The organism is Pseudomonas sp. B28(2017) (genome assembly GCF_002113025.1).
GTDB lineage: Bacteria > Pseudomonadota > Gammaproteobacteria > Pseudomonadales > Pseudomonadaceae > Aquipseudomonas.
The window spans coordinates 20,640-38,987 of the sequence record NZ_NEJH01000009.1; the positions used below are offsets into that span (position 1 = coordinate 20,640).

15 protein-coding genes are annotated in these 18,348 nt (G+C 60.3%); 6 read left to right on the forward strand and 9 right to left on the reverse strand.

Annotated elements, in window-relative coordinates; genetic code table 11:
• Window positions 1-23: 23 nt before the first annotated feature.
• Window positions 24-812: a DeoR/GlpR family DNA-binding transcription regulator gene (locus CAF65_RS20580; RefSeq protein ID WP_085717935.1), complete on the reverse strand. Its 789-nt coding sequence runs from the start codon at window positions 810-812 to the stop codon at window positions 24-26.
• Between the two features lie 442 nt (window positions 813-1,254).
• Here CAF65_RS20580 and speF point away from each other — a divergent pair, with 442 nt between their 5' ends.
• Entirely contained in the window at window positions 1,255-3,438 is a 2,184-nt protein-coding gene (gene speF, locus CAF65_RS20585) for an ornithine decarboxylase SpeF (RefSeq protein ID WP_085717936.1), read from the forward strand.
• Between the two features lie 49 nt (window positions 3,439-3,487).
• Here speF and ppk2 read toward each other — a convergent pair whose 3' ends face one another.
• Together ppk2 and CAF65_RS20595 are read right to left on the reverse strand one after the other, a co-directional pair.
• Entirely contained in the window at window positions 3,488-4,306 is an 819-nt protein-coding gene (gene ppk2, locus CAF65_RS20590) for a polyphosphate kinase 2 (RefSeq protein WP_085717937.1), read from the reverse strand.
• Between the two features lie 58 nt (window positions 4,307-4,364).
• Window positions 4,365-6,086, reverse strand: a complete 1,722-nt coding sequence (locus tag CAF65_RS20595) for a SulP family inorganic anion transporter (protein ID WP_085717938.1) — start codon at window positions 6,084-6,086, stop codon at window positions 4,365-4,367.
• Window positions 6,087-6,406: 320 nt separating this feature from the next.
• Between CAF65_RS20595 and CAF65_RS20600 the strand changes: the two genes are divergently transcribed.
• A complete protein-coding gene (locus CAF65_RS20600) occupies window positions 6,407-6,859 on the forward strand; it encodes a hypothetical protein (protein WP_085717939.1) in 453 nt (150 codons plus the stop codon).
• 257 nt (window positions 6,860-7,116) lie between these two features.
• Window positions 7,117-8,064, forward strand: coding sequence for an AraC family transcriptional regulator (locus tag CAF65_RS20605; protein WP_256578682.1), 948 nt, complete (start codon window positions 7,117-7,119; stop codon window positions 8,062-8,064).
• Window positions 8,065-9,074: 1,010 nt separating this feature from the next.
• Here CAF65_RS20605 and CAF65_RS20610 read toward each other — a convergent pair.
• The 3 genes from CAF65_RS20610 to CAF65_RS20620 all read right to left on the reverse strand — a co-directional run bounded on the left by CAF65_RS20610 (window position 9,075) and on the right by CAF65_RS20620 (window position 12,357).
• Window positions 9,075-10,994: a tyrosine-protein phosphatase gene (locus tag CAF65_RS20610; protein ID WP_085717941.1), complete on the reverse strand. Its 1,920-nt coding sequence runs from the start codon at window positions 10,992-10,994 to the stop codon at window positions 9,075-9,077.
• A 285-nt stretch (window positions 10,995-11,279) separates the two neighbouring features.
• Complete coding sequence (locus CAF65_RS28510; RefSeq protein WP_085717942.1) at window positions 11,280-11,789, reverse strand: hypothetical protein; 510 nt, start codon at window positions 11,787-11,789, stop codon at window positions 11,280-11,282.
• 121 nt (window positions 11,790-11,910) lie between these two features.
• On the reverse strand, window positions 11,911-12,357 hold the full coding sequence (locus tag CAF65_RS20620) for an anti-virulence regulator CigR family protein (RefSeq protein ID WP_085717943.1): 447 nt from the start codon (window positions 12,355-12,357) through the stop codon (window positions 11,911-11,913).
• Window positions 12,358-12,603: 246 nt separating this feature from the next.
• On the opposite strand from CAF65_RS20620, the gene CAF65_RS20625 reads away from it, so the two are divergent.
• The 3 genes from CAF65_RS20625 to CAF65_RS20635 all read left to right on the forward strand — a co-directional run bounded on the left by CAF65_RS20625 (window position 12,604) and on the right by CAF65_RS20635 (window position 14,980).
• Complete coding sequence (locus tag CAF65_RS20625) at window positions 12,604-13,512, forward strand: alpha/beta fold hydrolase (protein WP_085717944.1); 909 nt, start codon at window positions 12,604-12,606, stop codon at window positions 13,510-13,512.
• A gap of 297 nt (window positions 13,513-13,809) precedes the next feature.
• Entirely contained in the window at window positions 13,810-14,046 is a 237-nt protein-coding gene (locus tag CAF65_RS20630) for a hypothetical protein (RefSeq protein ID WP_085717945.1), read from the forward strand.
• A gap of 190 nt (window positions 14,047-14,236) precedes the next feature.
• Window positions 14,237-14,980, forward strand: coding sequence for a hypothetical protein (locus CAF65_RS20635; protein WP_085717946.1), 744 nt, complete (start codon window positions 14,237-14,239; stop codon window positions 14,978-14,980).
• A 34-nt stretch (window positions 14,981-15,014) separates the two neighbouring features.
• Here the strand turns inward: CAF65_RS20635 and CAF65_RS20640 are convergent, their stop codons facing one another.
• From CAF65_RS20640 to CAF65_RS20650, 3 genes are all read right to left on the reverse strand, one after another.
• Window positions 15,015-15,818, reverse strand: coding sequence for a hypothetical protein (locus tag CAF65_RS20640; protein WP_085717947.1), 804 nt, complete (start codon window positions 15,816-15,818; stop codon window positions 15,015-15,017).
• 284 nt (window positions 15,819-16,102) lie between these two features.
• The gene (locus tag CAF65_RS20645) at window positions 16,103-16,651 is read right to left on the reverse strand and encodes a cupin domain-containing protein (protein WP_007975263.1); all 549 of its coding nucleotides are present in this window, start codon (window positions 16,649-16,651) and stop codon (window positions 16,103-16,105) included.
• Between the two features lie 360 nt (window positions 16,652-17,011).
• Window positions 17,012-18,310, reverse strand: a complete 1,299-nt coding sequence (locus CAF65_RS20650; protein WP_085717948.1) for an FAD-binding oxidoreductase — start codon at window positions 18,308-18,310, stop codon at window positions 17,012-17,014.
• Window positions 18,311-18,348: the final 38 nt, after the last annotated feature.

Sequence of the window (18,348 nt, forward strand, 5' to 3'; positions counted from 1 at the left end):
ATACATCTGCCAGCAAAAAATACTCAAGCCTGCACCTGTACCACCTCAACCCCTAACGCCCGGTAGTCCTCGACACTGCCTGACGCCACATGCTGCTCGGTGATCAGCGTGTGCACGCGCTGACAAGGCGCGACGACAAAGGGTTCCACCGCGCCGAGTTTGTCCGCCGTGGTGACAGCAATCACGTGGGAGGCACAGTCGAGCATCGCCTGTTTCACCGGCACTTCATCGAAGTGCAGTGAACTGAGGCCAACCTGCGGGTGAATCGCGCAGACCCCGGTAAACAGCAGGTCGGCCTTGATGCCCGCCAGCAGCCGCAGGGTTTCGTGGCCGCTGGCCGACATCGTCGCCGGGTTGAGCTGGCCGCCAGCCAGGATCACCTTGATGCCTTTGTATTCGGACAAGGTGATGGCCGTCATCGGCGATGCCGTGATCGCGGTGATGGCGATGTCCGGCGGCAGCGAGCGCGCGATCTGCAAGGTGGTGGTGCCGGAATCGAACACCACGATCTGACCGTCCTGCACCCGTCGCGCCGCCAGTTGCGCCAAATGGGTTTTCACCTCATCGGTTTCGCTAATCCGGGTGAAATAGTCCTTGCCCGTGTCTTTGGGCCGCGGCAACGCCCCGCCATGCACCCGTTGCACCAGGCCGGCGCTGGCCAGCTCCGCCAAGTCGCGGCGGATGGTGTCTTCGGACACCGCGAAGTGCTGGCTCAACTCCGAGGCCATGACCTTGCCGTCACGTTCGAGGATCAACAGGATTTTTTGCCGGCGCACTGACGGCAGTTCGGTAGCAGAATGGTTGTCGTGCATGATTTTGCCTGTTTATGCGTACAACTGCGTGTTTATGCGAGATTAGCCAAAGCACGGGTTAAACACAAACGGGCAGTCTGGAAAACACTTCCCGGTATCATTTTTTTCGATCTTTCAAATCATTACACCGAATTTTTCATTTTCCTGTGACCTGTTCAAGATGGCGCCGTCACTCATGTTTTGGATGGAAACTTCATGAATATCAATTTTGCTTTTGCATGCATGATCGTAGTCTCGTTCACGATTGCACTGGTGAACGCCTGACCGCTATCGGGAGGCCATGGCCTCTCGTCCAGCAAATCGCTAAAAGCCTGACAGATCAGGAATATGCTCTATAACCAGTGGTGACATGATTTCCGATCAGGGGAACTGGAAGGCTCCCTCGGAAATTGCTCTCTAAAAAAGCTGCGGACAATTGAGTGCCCGCCAGGAGACACCACCCATGAAAGCTCTGAAAATCGCCGCCAGCGATGGCACACCCGAATGCTTCCTGAACGCCCGGGAGGTGGTCCCGCTCAGTCAAACCGATTTCACCGACGTCGCCGTGGCCGTGGTGTCGGTCGATGATGTGTTGGCTGGAGCGCTGGACGTCATTCAGCGTACCGGTTTTGATGTTCCGATTTTCCTGGTGCCCTCCCCCGGCACCAGCACCCGCCCCCGAGAGGTCTACAAACACCTCAATGACGTGCTGCTGCAAGTGAACGGCATCTTCGACCTGTCCCCCAGCAACGTCGAATACCATGGCAACCAACTGGAGACAGCGGCCAAGGCCTATGAAGAAAGCCTGCTGCCGCCCTTCTTCGATTCGCTCAAACGGTACACCGAGGCGGCCAACGCGACCTTTGCCTGTCCCGGTCACCAGGGCGGCCAGTTCTTTCGCAAGCACCCGGCCGGCCGGCAGTTCTTTGACTTCTTCGGCGAGACGCTGTTTCGCGCCGACATGTGCAACGCCGACGTCAAGCTCGGTGACCTGCTGATCCACGAAGGCCCGGCGCTGCTGGCACAGAAACACGCCGCGCAAGTGTTCAACGCCGACAAGACCTATTTCGTGCTCAACGGCACCTCGGCATCGAACAAGGTGGTGACCAACGCTCTGTTGACCCCGGGCGATCTGGTGCTGTTCGACCGCAACAACCACAAGTCCAACCACCAGGGCGCGCTGTTGCAGGCTGGAGCCACGCCGGTCTACCTGGAAACCGCGCGCAATCCCTATGGTTTCATCGGCGGGATCGACGCCCACTGTTTCGAAGAAGACTACCTGCGCGAACTGATTGCCGAAGTCGCCCCGGACAAGGCCCAACTGCCACGGCCATTCCGCCTGGCGATCATTCAACTGGGCACCTATGACGGCACTATCTACAACGCCCGGCAAGTGGTCGACCGCATCGGCAAGCTGTGTGACTACATCCTGTTCGACTCGGCGTGGGTCGGTTACGAGCAGTTCATCCCGATGATGAAAGACTGCTCGCCATTGTTGCTAGACCTGAACGAGAACGATCCGGGCATCTTCGTCACGCAATCGGTGCACAAACAGCAGGCCGGTTTTTCCCAGGCCTCCCAGGTGCACAAGAAAGACCGGCACATCAAGGGCCAGGCCCGCTATTGCAACCATCACCGGCTCAACAACGCCTTCATGTCCCAGGCGTCCACCAGCCCGTTCTACCCGCTGTTCGCCTCGCTGGATGTCAACGCACGCATTCACTCAGGCCGCAGCGGCCTGCGCCTGTGGGAGGACTGCGTGAAGTTCGGCATCGAAGCGCGCAAGCTGATTCTCGAAGCCTGCACCATGGTCCGGCCGTTCGTGCCGTACACCATCGAAGGGCGCGCGTGGGAAGACTACCCAACGGAAGAGATCGCCAATGACATCCGCTTCTTCGAATTTCATCCGAAGGACCGCTGGCATGCCTTCGGTGGCTATGCAGAGAAGCAGTACTTCATCGACCCGTGCAAGTTGTTGTTTACCACTCCGGGAATCGACCCGGTGGACGGCAGCTACACCGATTTCGGTATTCACGCCGGCATTCTCGCCAACTTCCTGAGGGAAAACGGCATCGTCCCGGAAAAATGCGACCTGAATTCGATTCTGTTCCTGCTCACCCCGGCTGAAGACTGGGCGAAGATGACCCACCTGGCCGCACAAATCGCCCGCTTCGAACGCTTCATCAGCGATGACGCGCCGATGAGCCGGGTGCTGCCGGCCATCTACGCGCAGCATCAGGAGCGCTATCGCAACTACACGATTCGCCAGCTCTGCCAGGAGATGCACGACCTGTATCGCAGCCACAATGTGCAGCAGTTGCAGAAGAACATGTTCCGCAAGGAACACTTCCCGAAAAAGGCCATGAACCCGCAGCAAGCGCAGATCGAATACATCCGTGGCAACGTCGAACTGGTGGCGCTGGCGGATGCGGACGGGCGTATCGCCGCCGAAGGTGCGCTGCCCTATCCGCCAGGTGTGCTCTGCGTGGTGCCGGGAGAGATCTGGGGCGGCGCGGTATTGAAATACTTCCTGGCCCTGGAAGAAGGCATCAACGCGTTGCCGGGGTTCACGCCGGAGCTACAGGGCGTCTACCTGAAACACGAAGGTGGTCGCACCCGGGCGTACGGGTACGTGATCAAGGCCTGATGACATGCAGCAGGAGCCGGCGTGGGCCGGCTCCTGCGCAATGTCTCGATCAGAATTTTTCCGCAATGTACTTGTACGGATAGACCGGCTCCCGATAGTTGCCGGGGGCTTGCCGCTTGGGCAGTTTGACTTTTTCCCGCGGTACCTCCTCGTAAGGAATGCTGCTTAGCACATCGCTGATGATGTTCAGTCGCGCCCGCCGCTTGTCGTTGGAGTTGGCGACCCGCCAAGGGGCGAATTTGGTGTCGGTGTACTTGAACATGTCGTCCCGGGCACGGGAGTAGTCGTACCAGCGGTTATAGGACTTGAGGTCCATGGGCGACAGCTTCCAGATCTTGCGCCCGTCGGTGATACGCGCCTTGAGGCGTCGGGTCTGTTCCTCCTCGCTCACTTCAAGCCAGTATTTGATCAGGATGATTCCGGATTCGACCAGCGCCTGCTCGACTCGCGGCGCCACGGTGAGAAAGGTGCGCACCTGCTCTTCGCTGCAAAAACCCATGACCCGCTCTACACCGGCGCGGTTGTACCAGCTGCGATCGAAGATCACCACTTCACCGGCTGCCGGCAAGTGCGGCAAATAACGTTGCAAGTACATCTGGCTTTTTTCCCGGTCGGTCGGTGCCGGCAAGGCCATCACCCGGAACACCCGCGGACTGACCCGTTCGGTCAGCGCCTTGATGGTCCCGCCCTTGCCGGCGCCATCACGGCCCTCGAAGACGATGCAAATCTTGGCGCCCGTGTGCTGCACCCACTCCTGCAGCTTGACCAGCTCGACGTGCAACCGCGCCAGTTCCTCGAGATAAACCTTGTTCTTGAGCTTGCCACCTTCGACCGGTTTGCTTTTCGATGCCGCCTTCTTCTTTGCCATGCCCGTTACCTCCTTCAATGCGTTACACAGCGCCCGGAGTGCACCCGGCCGCATTCATTCAACGTCGACTGCGCTGGTAATGTTCAACCGCCAGCTCCAGGTTCAAGAACATGCGGGCCTCGCCCAGCGTAAGGCCCAAGGGCGCCTTGATGACCATGTCCCATACGCCCGGACTCATGCCCACCAGCCACAATGAAATGCCTTTTTCCTGCATACGCTGTTCCGCCCCGGTGAGCATTTTCAGGGCCGTGTATTCCAGGTCGAACACGCTGCGCAGGTCCAGGATCACCACGGTGGGCCTTGCTTCTTCGATCAGGGGGTGCATCTTCATGCCGATGCGCTGGGCATTGGCGAAAAAGATCCGGCCTTCGGGTCGAAGCAACAGCAGCCCGTCAAAGTGTTCGTCCTCGGGGTGTTCGGCGGACTGCGGCCGATACACATTGGTGCCAGGCTTGCGCCCGAGGACGTACACGGGTGGGTCCGAGACTTGATAGGCCAGCGCCAGCAACGAAACGACAATCGCCACGACGATCCCTTGCAGCGTGCCCAACAGCATCACGCCGATCATGGCCACCACGGCCCAGGCAAATTCGGTGCGGCGAACCGACAGGATCTCGCGAAATTCAGCCGGCTCGATCAGGCCCACCGAATACACGATCACAACGGCGGCCAGCGTCGCATTGGGCATCAGGCCAATGAGCGGTGCCAACAGCAGGCACGTGCCCAATGCCAGTGCCGCGGTGACCAGTGCAGCCAGTTGCGAACGGGCGCCGGCCAAGCGGTTCACCGCCGTTTGGGTGGTCCCGCCACCCGCGACCATGGCCCCGAGAAACGCACCGCCGATGTTGGCAACGCCGGTGGCCACCAGCTCCCGGTTCGGTTGTGGCGCAGGCTCGTCACTGCGGGCGAACGCACGCCCCGCGGCGATGGTTTCGGTGAAACTCATCAGCGCGATGCCCATCGCCGAAGGCCAAAGGGTTTCGGCCAACGACCATAGCGGCAGGGTCGGCGCGGGTAGTCCGATCGGCACCACACCGACCGCGGACACACCAAAGCGCTCCAGGCCAAACAGGCTCATGCCGATGATGCCAAGCGCCACCGCAATCAAGGGTGCGGGCAGTCGCGGGGTAAAACGCTTCATGCCGACCAGCAGGAGCACCATGAACACACCGACCGCCACGGTCGGCAGCGAGGCATGCCCGATGCTCTGTACCGTGGCCAGCAGATTGTGCAGGAAGCCACCTTTGTCGATGTGAGTACCCAGCAGTTTGGGTAGCTGGTCGAGCACGATGACCACGCCGATGCCGGCCTTGAACCCCACCAGCACCGGTTCGGAGATGAAATTGGCGACGAAGCCCAGGCGCAGCACCCCCGCGACGATCAAAATCGCGCCCACCATCAGGGCCAGCGTGGCGGATCCCGCCAGCAAGGTCGCGGCATCGCCATCGGGACTGATCTGGCCCAGCGCGGAGCCGGCGAGAATCGCCAGGGTGGTTGTGGTGCTGACACTGAGCGGGCGCGAGGTACCGAGCACGGCATAGATCACCATCGGCACCAGCACCGTGTACAGCCCGACCTGCACCGGCAGGCCGGCAATGGTGGCGTACGCCAGCGCCTTGGGAATGACCACGGCCGCTGCCGTCAACCCGGCGACCACATCGCCTCGCAGCCAGTCGGGCCGGTAACTGCCGAGCCACTCCGGGATCAACAGGCTGCGCAAGGTACCCCGCTGTGGAGCGCCTGGACTCCGCTCTTGCGGATGGCTGCCTTGTTGATTCATGAGTCACTCCAGTCGCAATTCGTCCCGTGCGGATGATGAGTGGGCTCAACTGACCGCACAATCCTTTAACTGCACGCCTGACCACTGCAAACCTTCATCGACATCCAGGCGCATGTGCCAGTGGACAATCCGCGCAGGTTCGGCCAGTTACAAATGTAGCCGGTTTGCGCGGCCACGCCGTTCCATCGCTGGCGAAGGGGTCGACGCTCCACCATCACCGTTCAAAAAGGGAAAGCCTTATATGGACGACGTCAGAAAGCGATAAATGAGCTATACCCGCTAATTCTCCCATTGCAGTTCTTCAATTCAGGAGTTTGGCAATGAAGTTCAAAATTTCACTGGCAGCACTCATGGTCGCGGCTAGCCTTTTCGGCTGCGCCACCTCGTCGAACCATGGCGTGAACGTCAAGTTGGTTGCCACCCGGCAAAACGCCGGTCAGATCGGAAACGTCACCCTGACGGATTGGGACAACAAGACCGGACTCAGTTTCTTTATCAGCGGCGCTCCAACCTACGTTTCCCTGCCCTTGCGCCTTTACTCTTTCATCAATAATGGCAGCTGCCAGCAACCCGGGTCTGTCGCGTATGCGATGAACAACACCGTCAACACCGAACGCCAACCCATACGTGGCTGGTCGTTTTCCAGGACGGCACCTGTGCCCTTGCAAACCCTGCTTGCCGGCAACTACTCGGTGGTCGTGCGAACGGCTGCGACCGATGGCAACTACGATATTTTTTGCGGGGATATCAAGTCTGGAGAGCCGGTGAAATAGCCACGGCCATTTCAGGTCAGCCCACCTGCCGATACCGCTCGTGCCACCGGTTGTTCAGTGCGAGCGGCGACAGCGGTAAAAACCCGGGTCACAAACCTGTCATTACTCACTGATAACGTCTTGGCGCTTCCCCGAACCACATCCGCTCGATCTCCGATCGCCAGTTCCCTGTACCAGGGCTTTGCCCTCCGCTCAAGGTGACACTTCAGGTGTACTCAAGCACGACGCGCAAGCAAATCATCATCAGATCCAACGACATGAGCTGCGACGACTTTGGCGCGTTGTTCTCGAACCTGTTCGGCAACCTCTATTGCGACTCTCCGCCGCCGCCCAAAAACATCGTCATCGGCGGGGTCTACGGCAGGTACGAAGGTGTCAGTTTCCGTCGCATGCACTATCGCGGTGACTTCACGGTGGCTTTTCCTGCCCCCCTCGATGAAATCACCTTCGTCATTCCCACCGCCGGCAAGATCATCTTCAACCACGTCACCGAGTCGACAGGTTTTGCCCGGGTCGGCCTGGCCATCGACAAGGCCGAGGTCCACTCGGCACGCTTCGTCGACAATCATGCGCAGCACGGGATTTCGATCAGCCGGGCGCTGATCACCGAACGACTGTCGATGCTGCTGGGCAAGCCGATCCTGCAAAAAGTCTGTTTCGAACCCGCGGTGGACCTGAACGTACCTGCCTTGCAGGGCATCAAGGCACTGGTGGACCTGGCCACGGGCACCGAGTTCGACCTGTTGATCAACACCGGTTCGCTGATGCCTTCGCGCCTTCGCGAAATGCTGGTCGATGCGGTGCTGGAAGCCTGGCCGCACAACTTCACCGAAGCCCTTCAGCGTCCTTCCCCACTGATAGCGCCGCGGCATGTGAAACTGGCCGTCGAGTACATTCAGGCGCAGACCGACCACCTGGCCAGCGGCACGGAACTGGCGCAATTGAGCAACGTCAGCCTGCGTGCACTGCAGGAAGGTTTTCAGCGTTTCATGGGCACTTCGATCGTTGCCTATCAGCGCCAGGTACGCCTGGAGCGCGCCTTCGCCGCGCTGTCCCAGGGAGTGTCGCCTTCGGTAACTGACGTTGCCTTGCAACACGGCTTCAGCAATGTCGGGCGGTTTTGCCAGTATTTCCAGAGTGCCTACGGCATCAGTCCCGCAGACGTTAGAAAGGGATTGCGAACGCGGCCAATGCCGGTCAATTGAGCAATTGTGGGAGCGAGCCTGCTCGCGAAAAACGCCGGGACACCGCGGGGATTCAGACAGCCCGCGTTATCGTTGACGTCCATCGCGAGCAAGCCTGCTTGCGATGGACGGGTGTTGGGAGACGTGTCTTTTACCGGTGTACATATCCGTTTCTTCGGGCACGGCCACTAACGGTTCCGCCCTTACGGCGGGTTACTTGGAAAAGCCCCAAGTAACCAAGGGCTCTTGCCCCTGACGTTCGGTGCCTCGCCAAGGCTCGGCATTCCCTCGCTCCGGTCCTGCTCCGTGGGCCCGCCGCGATCGGCCATCCATGGCCGTACGCGGCTAACCCGGCATCCATGCCGAGTTGCCCACTGCGCAGAACCTGCGCTCGGCCTCTCGAGGGGGCAAGCAGATCAAAAGCCAAAGCAAAAGCAAGGCGGCCTACCGGCCGGCCTGATCGCAACTGAACGCCGTTCCCCTGTAGGAGCGAGCCTGCTCGCGAAAAACGCCGGGACACCGCGGGGATTCAGACAGCCCGCGTCATCGTTGACGACCATCGTCGGAGCGCCGCCCGGAGCAAGCTCGCTCCTACAGAAGAGCAAAGCAAAAGCAGATCGCCGTACCCCCACGCTCCTCACCACTCAACAGGCCGAGCGTTAGCTCGCCTGCCGCTCTTGATCTTGATCCACCCGCCCCCTCGGCAGGCTGAGTGGAGGCGTTCATCCGGGGATGGGCGCGCAGCGCCGTTCGACGCAGTCGAACCCATTGCATGTAGGTCGCGCGAAGCCGACCGGAGGGCAATGCCCCCGGATGAATGCCGGAGCGAAGGAACCCCGAGCCCAGGCGAGGGGCCGTACGTTCGGGGCGAGCGTTTTTTTGCTTACTTTTTTTAGGCGCTTGTAAAAAAAGTGAGTCGCCGTAAGGGCGAAACCCTAAGCCGCCATCACCGAAGCAACGGATATGTACTCAGTCAGGCCACCCTCGTCGGAACGCCGCCCGGAGCAGGCTCGCTCCCACAAGGATCCCCGTCAGAACAGATAACTGGCCTTCAGGCCGCCATTGAAGCCATGGCTGTCGCCGCCACCGCTGGCGCCGATTTCTGCACCCACGCTCCACGCCCCAAGGTTGGCCATGACATTGACGCCACCGGTGAACTGGTCACGGTTGTCGAAGGCCGCTTGCTGTTCAACGTCCAGGCCCAGCAGGTGCCCCGCGCTGTCGATTTCATGGTCGCCCAACACATGCTCGTAGCCCACTTGCACGCCCGGCACCACTTGCCAGGCGCCAAGGCCAACAGGTGCAAATGAGGCGTTGAGGTTGGCCACCGCGCTTTTGCGGGTCTCGTGGATGCCGTCGACGTCCAGGGCCAGTTCGCTGCCTTTTTCCTGGAAGCCCGACAGGTTGACGTGACTGATCCGCACACCGAGGCTTGGCTCGAGGGTTACGCCGTTCACCGGAACACGGTAACCGAGTGCCAGGGTCGCGCCGGTGAGGTTGCCATGACTGTCGCCCCTGGCCGTGCCCAGACCGCCGCCGAGTTCGCGCTTGCTCTCGTAATCCAGGTAGCCGGCGCTGGCATCGGCATCCACAAACAGGCCACGTTCCAGCCCGTTGGGTGCGAAACGTGCGCCGACACTGAAGAAAGTCAGGTCGGTATCGGCCTCGCCACCGGCGCCACCGACATTACCGCTGCTGTAGCCGAAACCGGCATGGGCGCTGAACTGTTCGGAAAAGCGCTGGGTCAGGCCAATCATCATGCCCTGGCTATGCTCGTTGCTGCTGGAGGCGTCAGATGAGCCGTCGGTGCCCAGATACCCCGCCAGGGCGGTGCTCCACAGGCGATATTGCCCGGTCTTGAGGTCGGTGCCACTGGTGAAGGGCGCTGCGGCCTGTTCGATCATTGCGCCCTGACGCAACAGATAGCTGGCAGCGTCGGCATGTACCTGACCGCCAACGGTGGACTCGGCGCCCCCGAGGCTGTGCGCATCGATAGCCGATTGCAGGTAATAGTTGTAGGCGCTGTAGGTCCCCGACAAGTTGCTGTTCTGCAGTTGTTGCAACAACTGCGCGCCGGCCGCGGCGTTGCCGGCCAGGTCCGCCGCGCCAGGCAAGGTGTTGTAGAACACCATCTTGCCGCGCAGCACGTAGAGGGTTTCCTGGGACAGGCCGAGGCCTTGCTTGAGGTAGTTATCCATCGTGCCGTATTGCGCGGTCACCTGGTCAAGGCCGGCTTGCAGGTAACTGGCCTCCACACCGATCAGCGGCGCATAGATGGTCGCCATGCCTGGTGGCATCGCCGCCAGGGTCGCCTTGATACGAGCAGCGGTGTAATCGTTGGTCGCCAGGTAGTTGCTCATGATGGTGGCATCGTCGACCCCGGCGATGCTTTGCAGCACAGCGGCGGTCCAGCCCGTACGGTCCTTGCCGGCGGTGCAATGGAACAGCGCGGCACCGTCGACCGCGGCCAGCTCATTGAACAGCTGGTTGAACTCGCTGCGCATTCCCGCGTTCCTGACGAAATCACGGTTGGTGTCCTGCATCATGGCGGTGGCTTCGGCGGCGCTGTGGAACGCGACGTTGGTGACGTTCGCGCCAGACGTGGAGCCGCCGATGATGTCGATGTTGGTGTACGTTGTGCCAGTGAGCATCGTGTCGGGCGTGGCGGCGATCTCGCTGGGCGTGCGCAGATCGTAGACAGCCTTGATGCCCAGGCCGTTCAGGGTCGCCAGATCCGCCGCCGACGGGGTCAGCGCGTTGGAGCGGTAAAACACCCCGCCACGCAGGGTGCCGTCATTGGCCGTGGTATAGGCAGTGGCAAGCCCGGCGACGTCACGAAAATTGTCGATGCTCTTCAGGCGTGGCGTGTTGAGGGGGATCGACTCGGCAGCCTGGGCGGCAGCGATGGACAGACTCAAAACGGACAGCGAACACACAAGTCGTTGATACACAGTGCAGCCTCATTGAAATCGCATTGGGCTGACTAATATCTACGTTGAAATGACGCTGAACATGACAAATCGCCCACGGACGCAAATCACTGCGCGATGTGTCCGGGCGGCTCGTTTTCTGTCCGTGCAACGCCTGTTGTGCAGCCAACCTGGGTGCTGGAAATGAATGATGTGCCTGAGGGGGAAGCGAGCGGCGCAATGGCCGGTGTTCAAATGGCAGTCGCAAAAAACCCGCCTTTCGGCGGGTTTTGGGCTTTTCCGAAACTGATTTCTACAACCGCGAACTCAATGGGATTTTTTCGAGGTCGACAGTCCGGCTTTACTCAAGCCTTTGGTGTTGTGATCACCTGGCTTCGAGGCCGAAATGGCCCTGGCCTTGGCGATACCGCGAGTATCCTTGGAATGGGCAATGCCTGAGGTCGTGGTGCCACGCCCGTTATCGTCATTGCGCTCACTGCCGAAATGGTTCCCACTGATGCCATGGTCGCGCACGGATTTGCCCGCATGGTCGCTGTCCAGCCCGTTGCCGCGGCCGTTACTGCCGGAATGGCCTGTCCCGGCGTGTCCGCCCCCCATGCCACCGCCGTGGCCAGCACCGTTTCCGCCACCGTTTCCGCCACCATGTCCGCCGCCGTTTCCGCCACCGCCACCGCCACCGTTTCCACCACCGCCCCCACCGCCGTCCTTCGCGTAGGCGGAACCCATGATCGACAGGCCATCAGGGAGTAACGGGGCGGCTGCAAGCATCATGGCGCATGACATTACAGCTACGAGACTCTTGTTTTTAAAAAGCATGATTGCTTCCGTAGGAGGTTGATATCGCGTGTCTTATGACGCGATATCCCTCAGACAGTTCAAGATGTCACGACAGACGGCTGCAGTACCTTGAATCAGCAGGAAGACGACCTTCCACAGGTCAATCAAACGCACCGTCGAGAATTTCATAAATGACTCCGGTGGCCAGCGCTACCAGGATCAAATCCGTACCGACTTGCTGCCACTCGTAACCCTCATAGTGGGGCAGCCTGCCAACCAGTCGGCCATCGAGTTTTTTGGCAATGCCGGGTGGAAGCGGCTTGCCTCGGGCAAGGTTCTTTTGAATACCCGGTGGCAAATCAGGCCCGGGGGTCCAATAGCCCGTATTCCCGCCAATGATCTCGAGCACGCTGCTGCGGTTGATGCTCGGGCCATTGCTCCAGTCCCCGCCGCCGGAATTCTTGTTTTTGTTGCCATGACTACCCTGGTTGCCATGGCTTGCCTTCCCGTTTCCCTGGCCGTTACCGGGATCGGCCAGCGCAGTCACCGGGCCGCTGACCAGAGTCAAACAGGTAATCGCTACAATCAATGATCGATACCTGAACATGAGTCGCTCCTTCTTGGCGGGAATATTCCCTGAAATTTAGACGCTGTTGACGAAGTTGGTTCCATTGAGGCACAGAGCCATAAACCGTCTACGCTCATCCGATCGAAGCCTGCTTTCACGTCCGGGCATTCGCCGTTTCTATCGTAGGCGATTACCAAAGGATTGGGCATGTCGATTCTGTGCATCCCACTGCGCACCCTCGTCGCCAGGTGAAGCGCACCTCAGCCCTTCCCTGGAGACAGCGCCATGATCCGCCCCCTGCTGACCGCCCTCACCCTGCTCGCCTCAAGTGTTGCGGCCCACGCCGATGTCACGCCGTTCCCTGCCTCCTTCCACACCCAGGACATCCCCGTCGATGGTGCCACGATGCACGTGCGCGTCGGCGGCAAGGATCCGGCGGTGGTGCTGTTACATGGCTTTGGCGACACCGGCGACATGTGGGCACCGCTGGCGGCCGATCTGGCACGGGACCATACCGTGGTGGTGCCGGACCTGCGCGGTATGGGCCTGTCATCGATTCCGGCGGCGGGCTACGACAAGAAGACTCAGGCCGGCGACATCCGCGGCGTGTTGCATGCGCTGAAGATCGAGCACTCGGTGGTCGTCGGCCACGACATCGGCACCATGGTCGCCTTCGCTTATGCCTCGCGCTACCCGGAGCACACCGATCGCCTTGTGGTGATGGACGCGCCGGTACCGGGCATTCCACCGTGGAACGACATCGTTCGCTCACCGATGCTGTGGCACTTCGACTTCGGCGGACCGGACATGGAGCGCCTGGTCGCCGGGCGTGAACGCCTATACCTCGACCGCTTCTGGAACGAGTTCGCCGGCAACCCGGCCAAGGTCGATGAAGGCATCCGCCAGCACTACGCCAGACTCTACGCCCGCCCCGGCGCCATGCACGCCGCCTTCGCCCAGTTCCGCAGCATTCGTCAGGATGCCGTGGACAACGAAGCGTCGATGGTGAAAAAGCTGAACATGCCGGTACTGGCGGTCGGGGGTGAGAAATCCTTCGGGGCCAATGAGGCCATTGTCATGCGCAATGCAGCGGACAAGGTCACGGAAGTGGTGATTCCGGGGGCCGGCCATTGGCTGATGGAGGAAGCGCCGACGCAGACCATCGCGGCGATTCGCGGGTTTATCGAGAAGTGACGTCGCGACCTGCGATTTCTTTCACCATAACTCTAAAATCTAGCGCGGAATTCCATTCGGTGAGTGCCCATTCGGCCCGGGATCCTCGCCGCAACCTTCTTCGATGTGAATCCACGCCTGATACGTCACAGATACGTCAATACATGGCGCTGTTTCCCTCTTGTTACCTCAGCGCCGCAGTTGTCACTTCTGCGTCGCCGAACTGGCCAATAGAGTATGGCCGTCGGTGTGGAACAGGGTCGTCGACTTGTCGGCCCGCGCCGGCACCGATCCCCCCCATCACGGAAGAGGTGAATCATGAATGTCGTCAGAGTGGAAAAAAACCAGAGCAGCGCCCCGTCGGATGCCGACATGAAAAAAGCCATGGTCGAATCGGGCGGCAAGCCGGGCGAGGTGACCGGGACCAATGCCGCCCGCACCCTGACCTACACCGGCGTGGTCAATCACACGACGTACGAGAACAAACTGATCGAGATCGCCAATGGCAAACGCACCAGCTGGAACTTCGTCTGGGCCGATGCCCAGGCCGCCTGAGGTCAAGGCGGGGCGGCCGATCGGCTGCCCCGCTGACTCAGCCCCTGATACAACCCCGATACCCGCTTGTAACACCAAGACACTTAGCCGCCCTGCCCCTCGACCCTAGAGTGAAGCCGTCAATGGACTGCAGCGCCAAACACCAGCAGCCCATTGATTGCCCAACACACCACCAAGGAAGAGGGAAACCATGAGCAAATCAATCGCTGTCAGCCAACAGAGCCAGCAGCTTCACAATGATGTGCAAGAAGCCGTCAAGTCGATCATGGGTGCAACGCCAACGCAACTGAAAGCGGCTGATTACGGCCGGGTACTGAGGTCAGCCCTGGCGGCTTCGCAAAAAACCGTCACCATCGAAATCGCCCCCGCCGACCTGTCGCTGCTGAAGCAGTCCGGCTACAAGCTGTGCTTTGCCAAGAAGGTGGGTGACGCCGACTACAACGTGGTCTGGCAGTCCTATAGCGCTTACCTGAGCAACAACGAGTTCAGTTGGACGCCGCAGTATCAGTTGTTCGCCTCCAACGTGTTCAAGGAAAACGTGCAAGTCAAAGTCTCGACCAACATCGTCAACATTGGCCTGGGGCAAACCTCGACACTCGATGAAAACGGCCTGCTGAGCCCGGCGGTAACCGGTGGCCCGGAAATTTCCCTGACTTTCGTGAACGACTACGCGCCGATTCATCCGGGGGTCAACCAGTTGTCCACCGGTATCGATGGCAACCAGGTCAGTACGCCGATCTACGTGGCCGTCAACCAGGTCGTCACCGGCAATACCGTGCTGACGCCAGTGGAAACCATCCTCGTGTGGTTCGAACAGAACGTACAGACCAGCACCATGTTCAGTACCTCACGCTCCAAGGCGATCGAAATCGACCTGACGTTCGATAACACCGCAGGTCGCCTTTACGAAGGCGGTCAGTGGAAAACCGTGTAACCGTCATGCCGGGGCAACCTTGTGGTTGCCCCTTTCACTCCTCGTTACCCGCTGTGGTGAAGTACCCCGTCAGCGAGCGACAGATCGACTGCGCGAGGTCCTCCTGGGTGGCGATGCCATAGGGTCGATCACGATCGAACTGCGCCGACCAGCGAATCCGCCCCTGCGCCACCTCCACCAGGCGCAATGACGCTCGCACCCGCGAAGGCTCGACCCGCACGCTGCCCTCCAGGCAATAGCTGCAACGCCCGCCACGCTTGAAGTCCGGTACCGGCTCGCTGTTGCGTGCCACCCGCATCAACACATGATTGGTCCCGGTCTGCGCCTGCTCGAACGACTCGAACAGTCGGCAGCTCAACTCCTCGCACAAGCCCCGGGTAAAGTCATCGCCATCGCGGGTGAGGCAGGTAAACGGCTGGATCTGGACCACAGGATGGCGAGTGCCGATACCCTTGGGCCGCAGCCGCTGATAGGTCAAGCGATAACACCCGGGTGGAATGCTCAAGCGCACCGGATCCTGCTGGCCGTTGCCGGCATAATGCGCTGCGAGCTTGCGCCGCAAGCGCCCCACCTGCACTCGCACCACCGGATCGTCGCCCGTGCAATACACCGCCGGGTCACGACGAAACACCGCGATGCCGATGGCGTGTTCGGTCAGCGGCGTATTACAAGCCTGAAGGTCGTGCTCGACCAGAAAGCGCAATAGACTGCCCATGCGCCTGGATTTGGCAAACAACGGGCTGGCCAGCAACAGCGCCAGCACCCGCTCGATTTCTTCCCGATCGAGCGGCACAGAAACCCCTGCCGCAGCCGAATCGGCCATGCTTTTGATCGCCATCGCCCGCCTCCGTGCAGGTTGCCGACAGGAATGGATGTCGCACTCCGTGATTACCCTTGCAGTGTGAGCAGGAATGGAGCTCGGGCACTGCAACGACCAAGCGTAGCATCCGTGTCGATATCGGCAGGCAATTGCGATGGTAGCAACCCGCCATCCGACGAACGTTCAATCTCAACGTTTGAAAAAGTTGCATAAAAAAATCCGATCCCTGAACAGGCATCGGATTTTTTGTTCTACAGGATAAAAGCGGTTTCAACCAACCCGCTGATTACCCTTGCGCACCATCAGAAGTTCGCCGGCGTGTTCGCACTGATAATCTCAGCCTCATCCGCCCCGATGTTGCGAAACCGATGCGGCAAGGTCGTCGGGAAGTAATAGCCATCCCCGGCATTCAGCACACTCACCTGCCCGTCCACGGTCAACTCCACAGTGCCACGGGTGACAAGCCCACACTCCTCGCCTTCGGAATGCACGATCGGCTCTTCACCCGAACTGGCACCCGGCGCGTATTGCTCGCGCAGCAGGCGCATCTGCCGACTCGGCACGGATGCGCCGATCAGCAACAGGCGCAGGCCATGGCGGCCAAGGTCAGGCTGTTCATTGGCGCGGAAGACGTACTGGTGTTCGCGTGGTGGCTGATCGAAGGTGAAGAAGTCGGCCAGGGACATGGGGATGCCCTCCAGCAACTTTTTCAGGGAGCTGACGGAAGGACTGACCCGATTCTGTTCGATCAGGGAGATGGTTGCATTGGTGACGCCGCTACGCCGGGCCAGCTCGCGCTGGGACAGTTTGTAGCTTTCGCGTACTAATTTGAGTCGTGAGCCCGTGTCCATGACAGCCTTATGCGCCAACCTGCAGGAGCGAGCAAGCTCGCTCCTGCAGGGATAATGGAGGGGTGGAGTGCAGGCGCGGATCACGCCGTTTTCCGCTCCCGGAAACGTGAAAGGCGGCTATTAAATCACGTTTATTCGTAATGCTCAGCAGGTTCGATAAACGGCTGGGAAAATAGCCATTTACAATGAAGTTGCACAATCTGTGGGAGCGAGCCTGCTCGCGAAAGCGGTGTGTCAGGCGCCATCTATTTTGACTGATATGACCTCTTCGCGAGCAGGCTCGCTCCCACAAGTAGACTGCGGTGTGTCAGATAAAAAACCGGCGGCACCTTTTTGGGGCAGCCGCCGGCGAGGTAAAGCCTAGATACCGAAACGGTCGCGCAGCGAGTAGTACACGGCACCGAGAGCGGTCAACGGTGCCGAGAAAGTGCGCCCGCCAATCATTGGCATGTGCGGCAGCGAGGCAAACGCGTCGAAACGCTCGGCGTCGCCACGGATCATTTCCGAGATCAGTTTGCCGGCCAGGTGCGAGCAGGTGACGCCGTGGCCGCTGTAGCCCTGCATGTAGTAGGCGTTTTTCTCGATACGGCCGAATTGCGGCATGCGCGACATGGTCAGCAGGAAGTTGCCGGTCCAGCGGTAGTCGATCTTCACGTCCTTCAATTGCGGGAAGGTCTTGAGGATTTTCGGGCGGATCAGTTGATCGATGTCGTCCGGTTCACGAGCACCGTAGACCACGCCACCGCCGTACAGCAGGCGGTTGTCAGCGGTCAGGCGGTAGTAGTCGAGCAGGTAGTTGCAGTCTTCGACGCAGTAGTTGTGCTTGATCAGGCTGCGGGCCTGTTTTTCCGACAACGGCTCGGTGACGACGATCTGCGAACCGCACGGCATGCTCTTGCTGGTCACGCGGTTGTCGAGCCCCTGTGGCAGGTAGGCGTTACCGGCGATCAACAGGTACTTGGCCCTCACCAGGCCTTTGGCGGTGCGCACGGTGATTGGCTCGCCGTAGTTGATTTCCACCGCCGCCGATTGCTCGTAGATCTTGCCGCCGAGGCCGATGATGGCCGAGGCTTCGCCGAGGGCCAGGTTCAGCGGGTGAATGTGGCCGCCCTGCATGTCCAGCAGACCGCCGACGTAGGCGTCGGAACCGATTTCGCGTTTGATGTCGGCTTCGCCGAGCAGTGTCAGGTTCTTGTTGCCGTAGCGTTCCCAGCTCTTCTTCTGCTCGGCCAGGCCCTTGAACTGCTTCTTGTTCATCGCCGCGAAGATGCCGCCGGGACGGTAATCGCACTGGATGTCGTAGTGCTGTATGCGCTGACGAATGATGTCGGCGCCTTCGAAAATCATGCTGCCGAGGACTTCGGCGGTCTTGTCGCCGTAACGCTCTTCGATGACATCGACGTCTCGGCTGTAAGAGTTGACCAGTTGGCCGCCGTTGCGACCGCTGGCGCCGAAACCGACCTTGGCCGCTTCCAGCACGGTCACGCTGTAGCCCGCTTCAGCGAGGAACAGCGCCGAGGACAGGCCGGTGTAGCCGGCGCCGATCACGCAGACGTCGCAGTCCACCGCCCCTTCCAGCACCGGGAAATCGCCGGTGAAGTTGCGGGTAGCGGCGTAGTAGCTGTTTACGTGCTTTTGTTTAACAGATTCTTGTTTCATAGGTTTCTCCGATGGCCGCCGGCAACGTGCAGGCGACC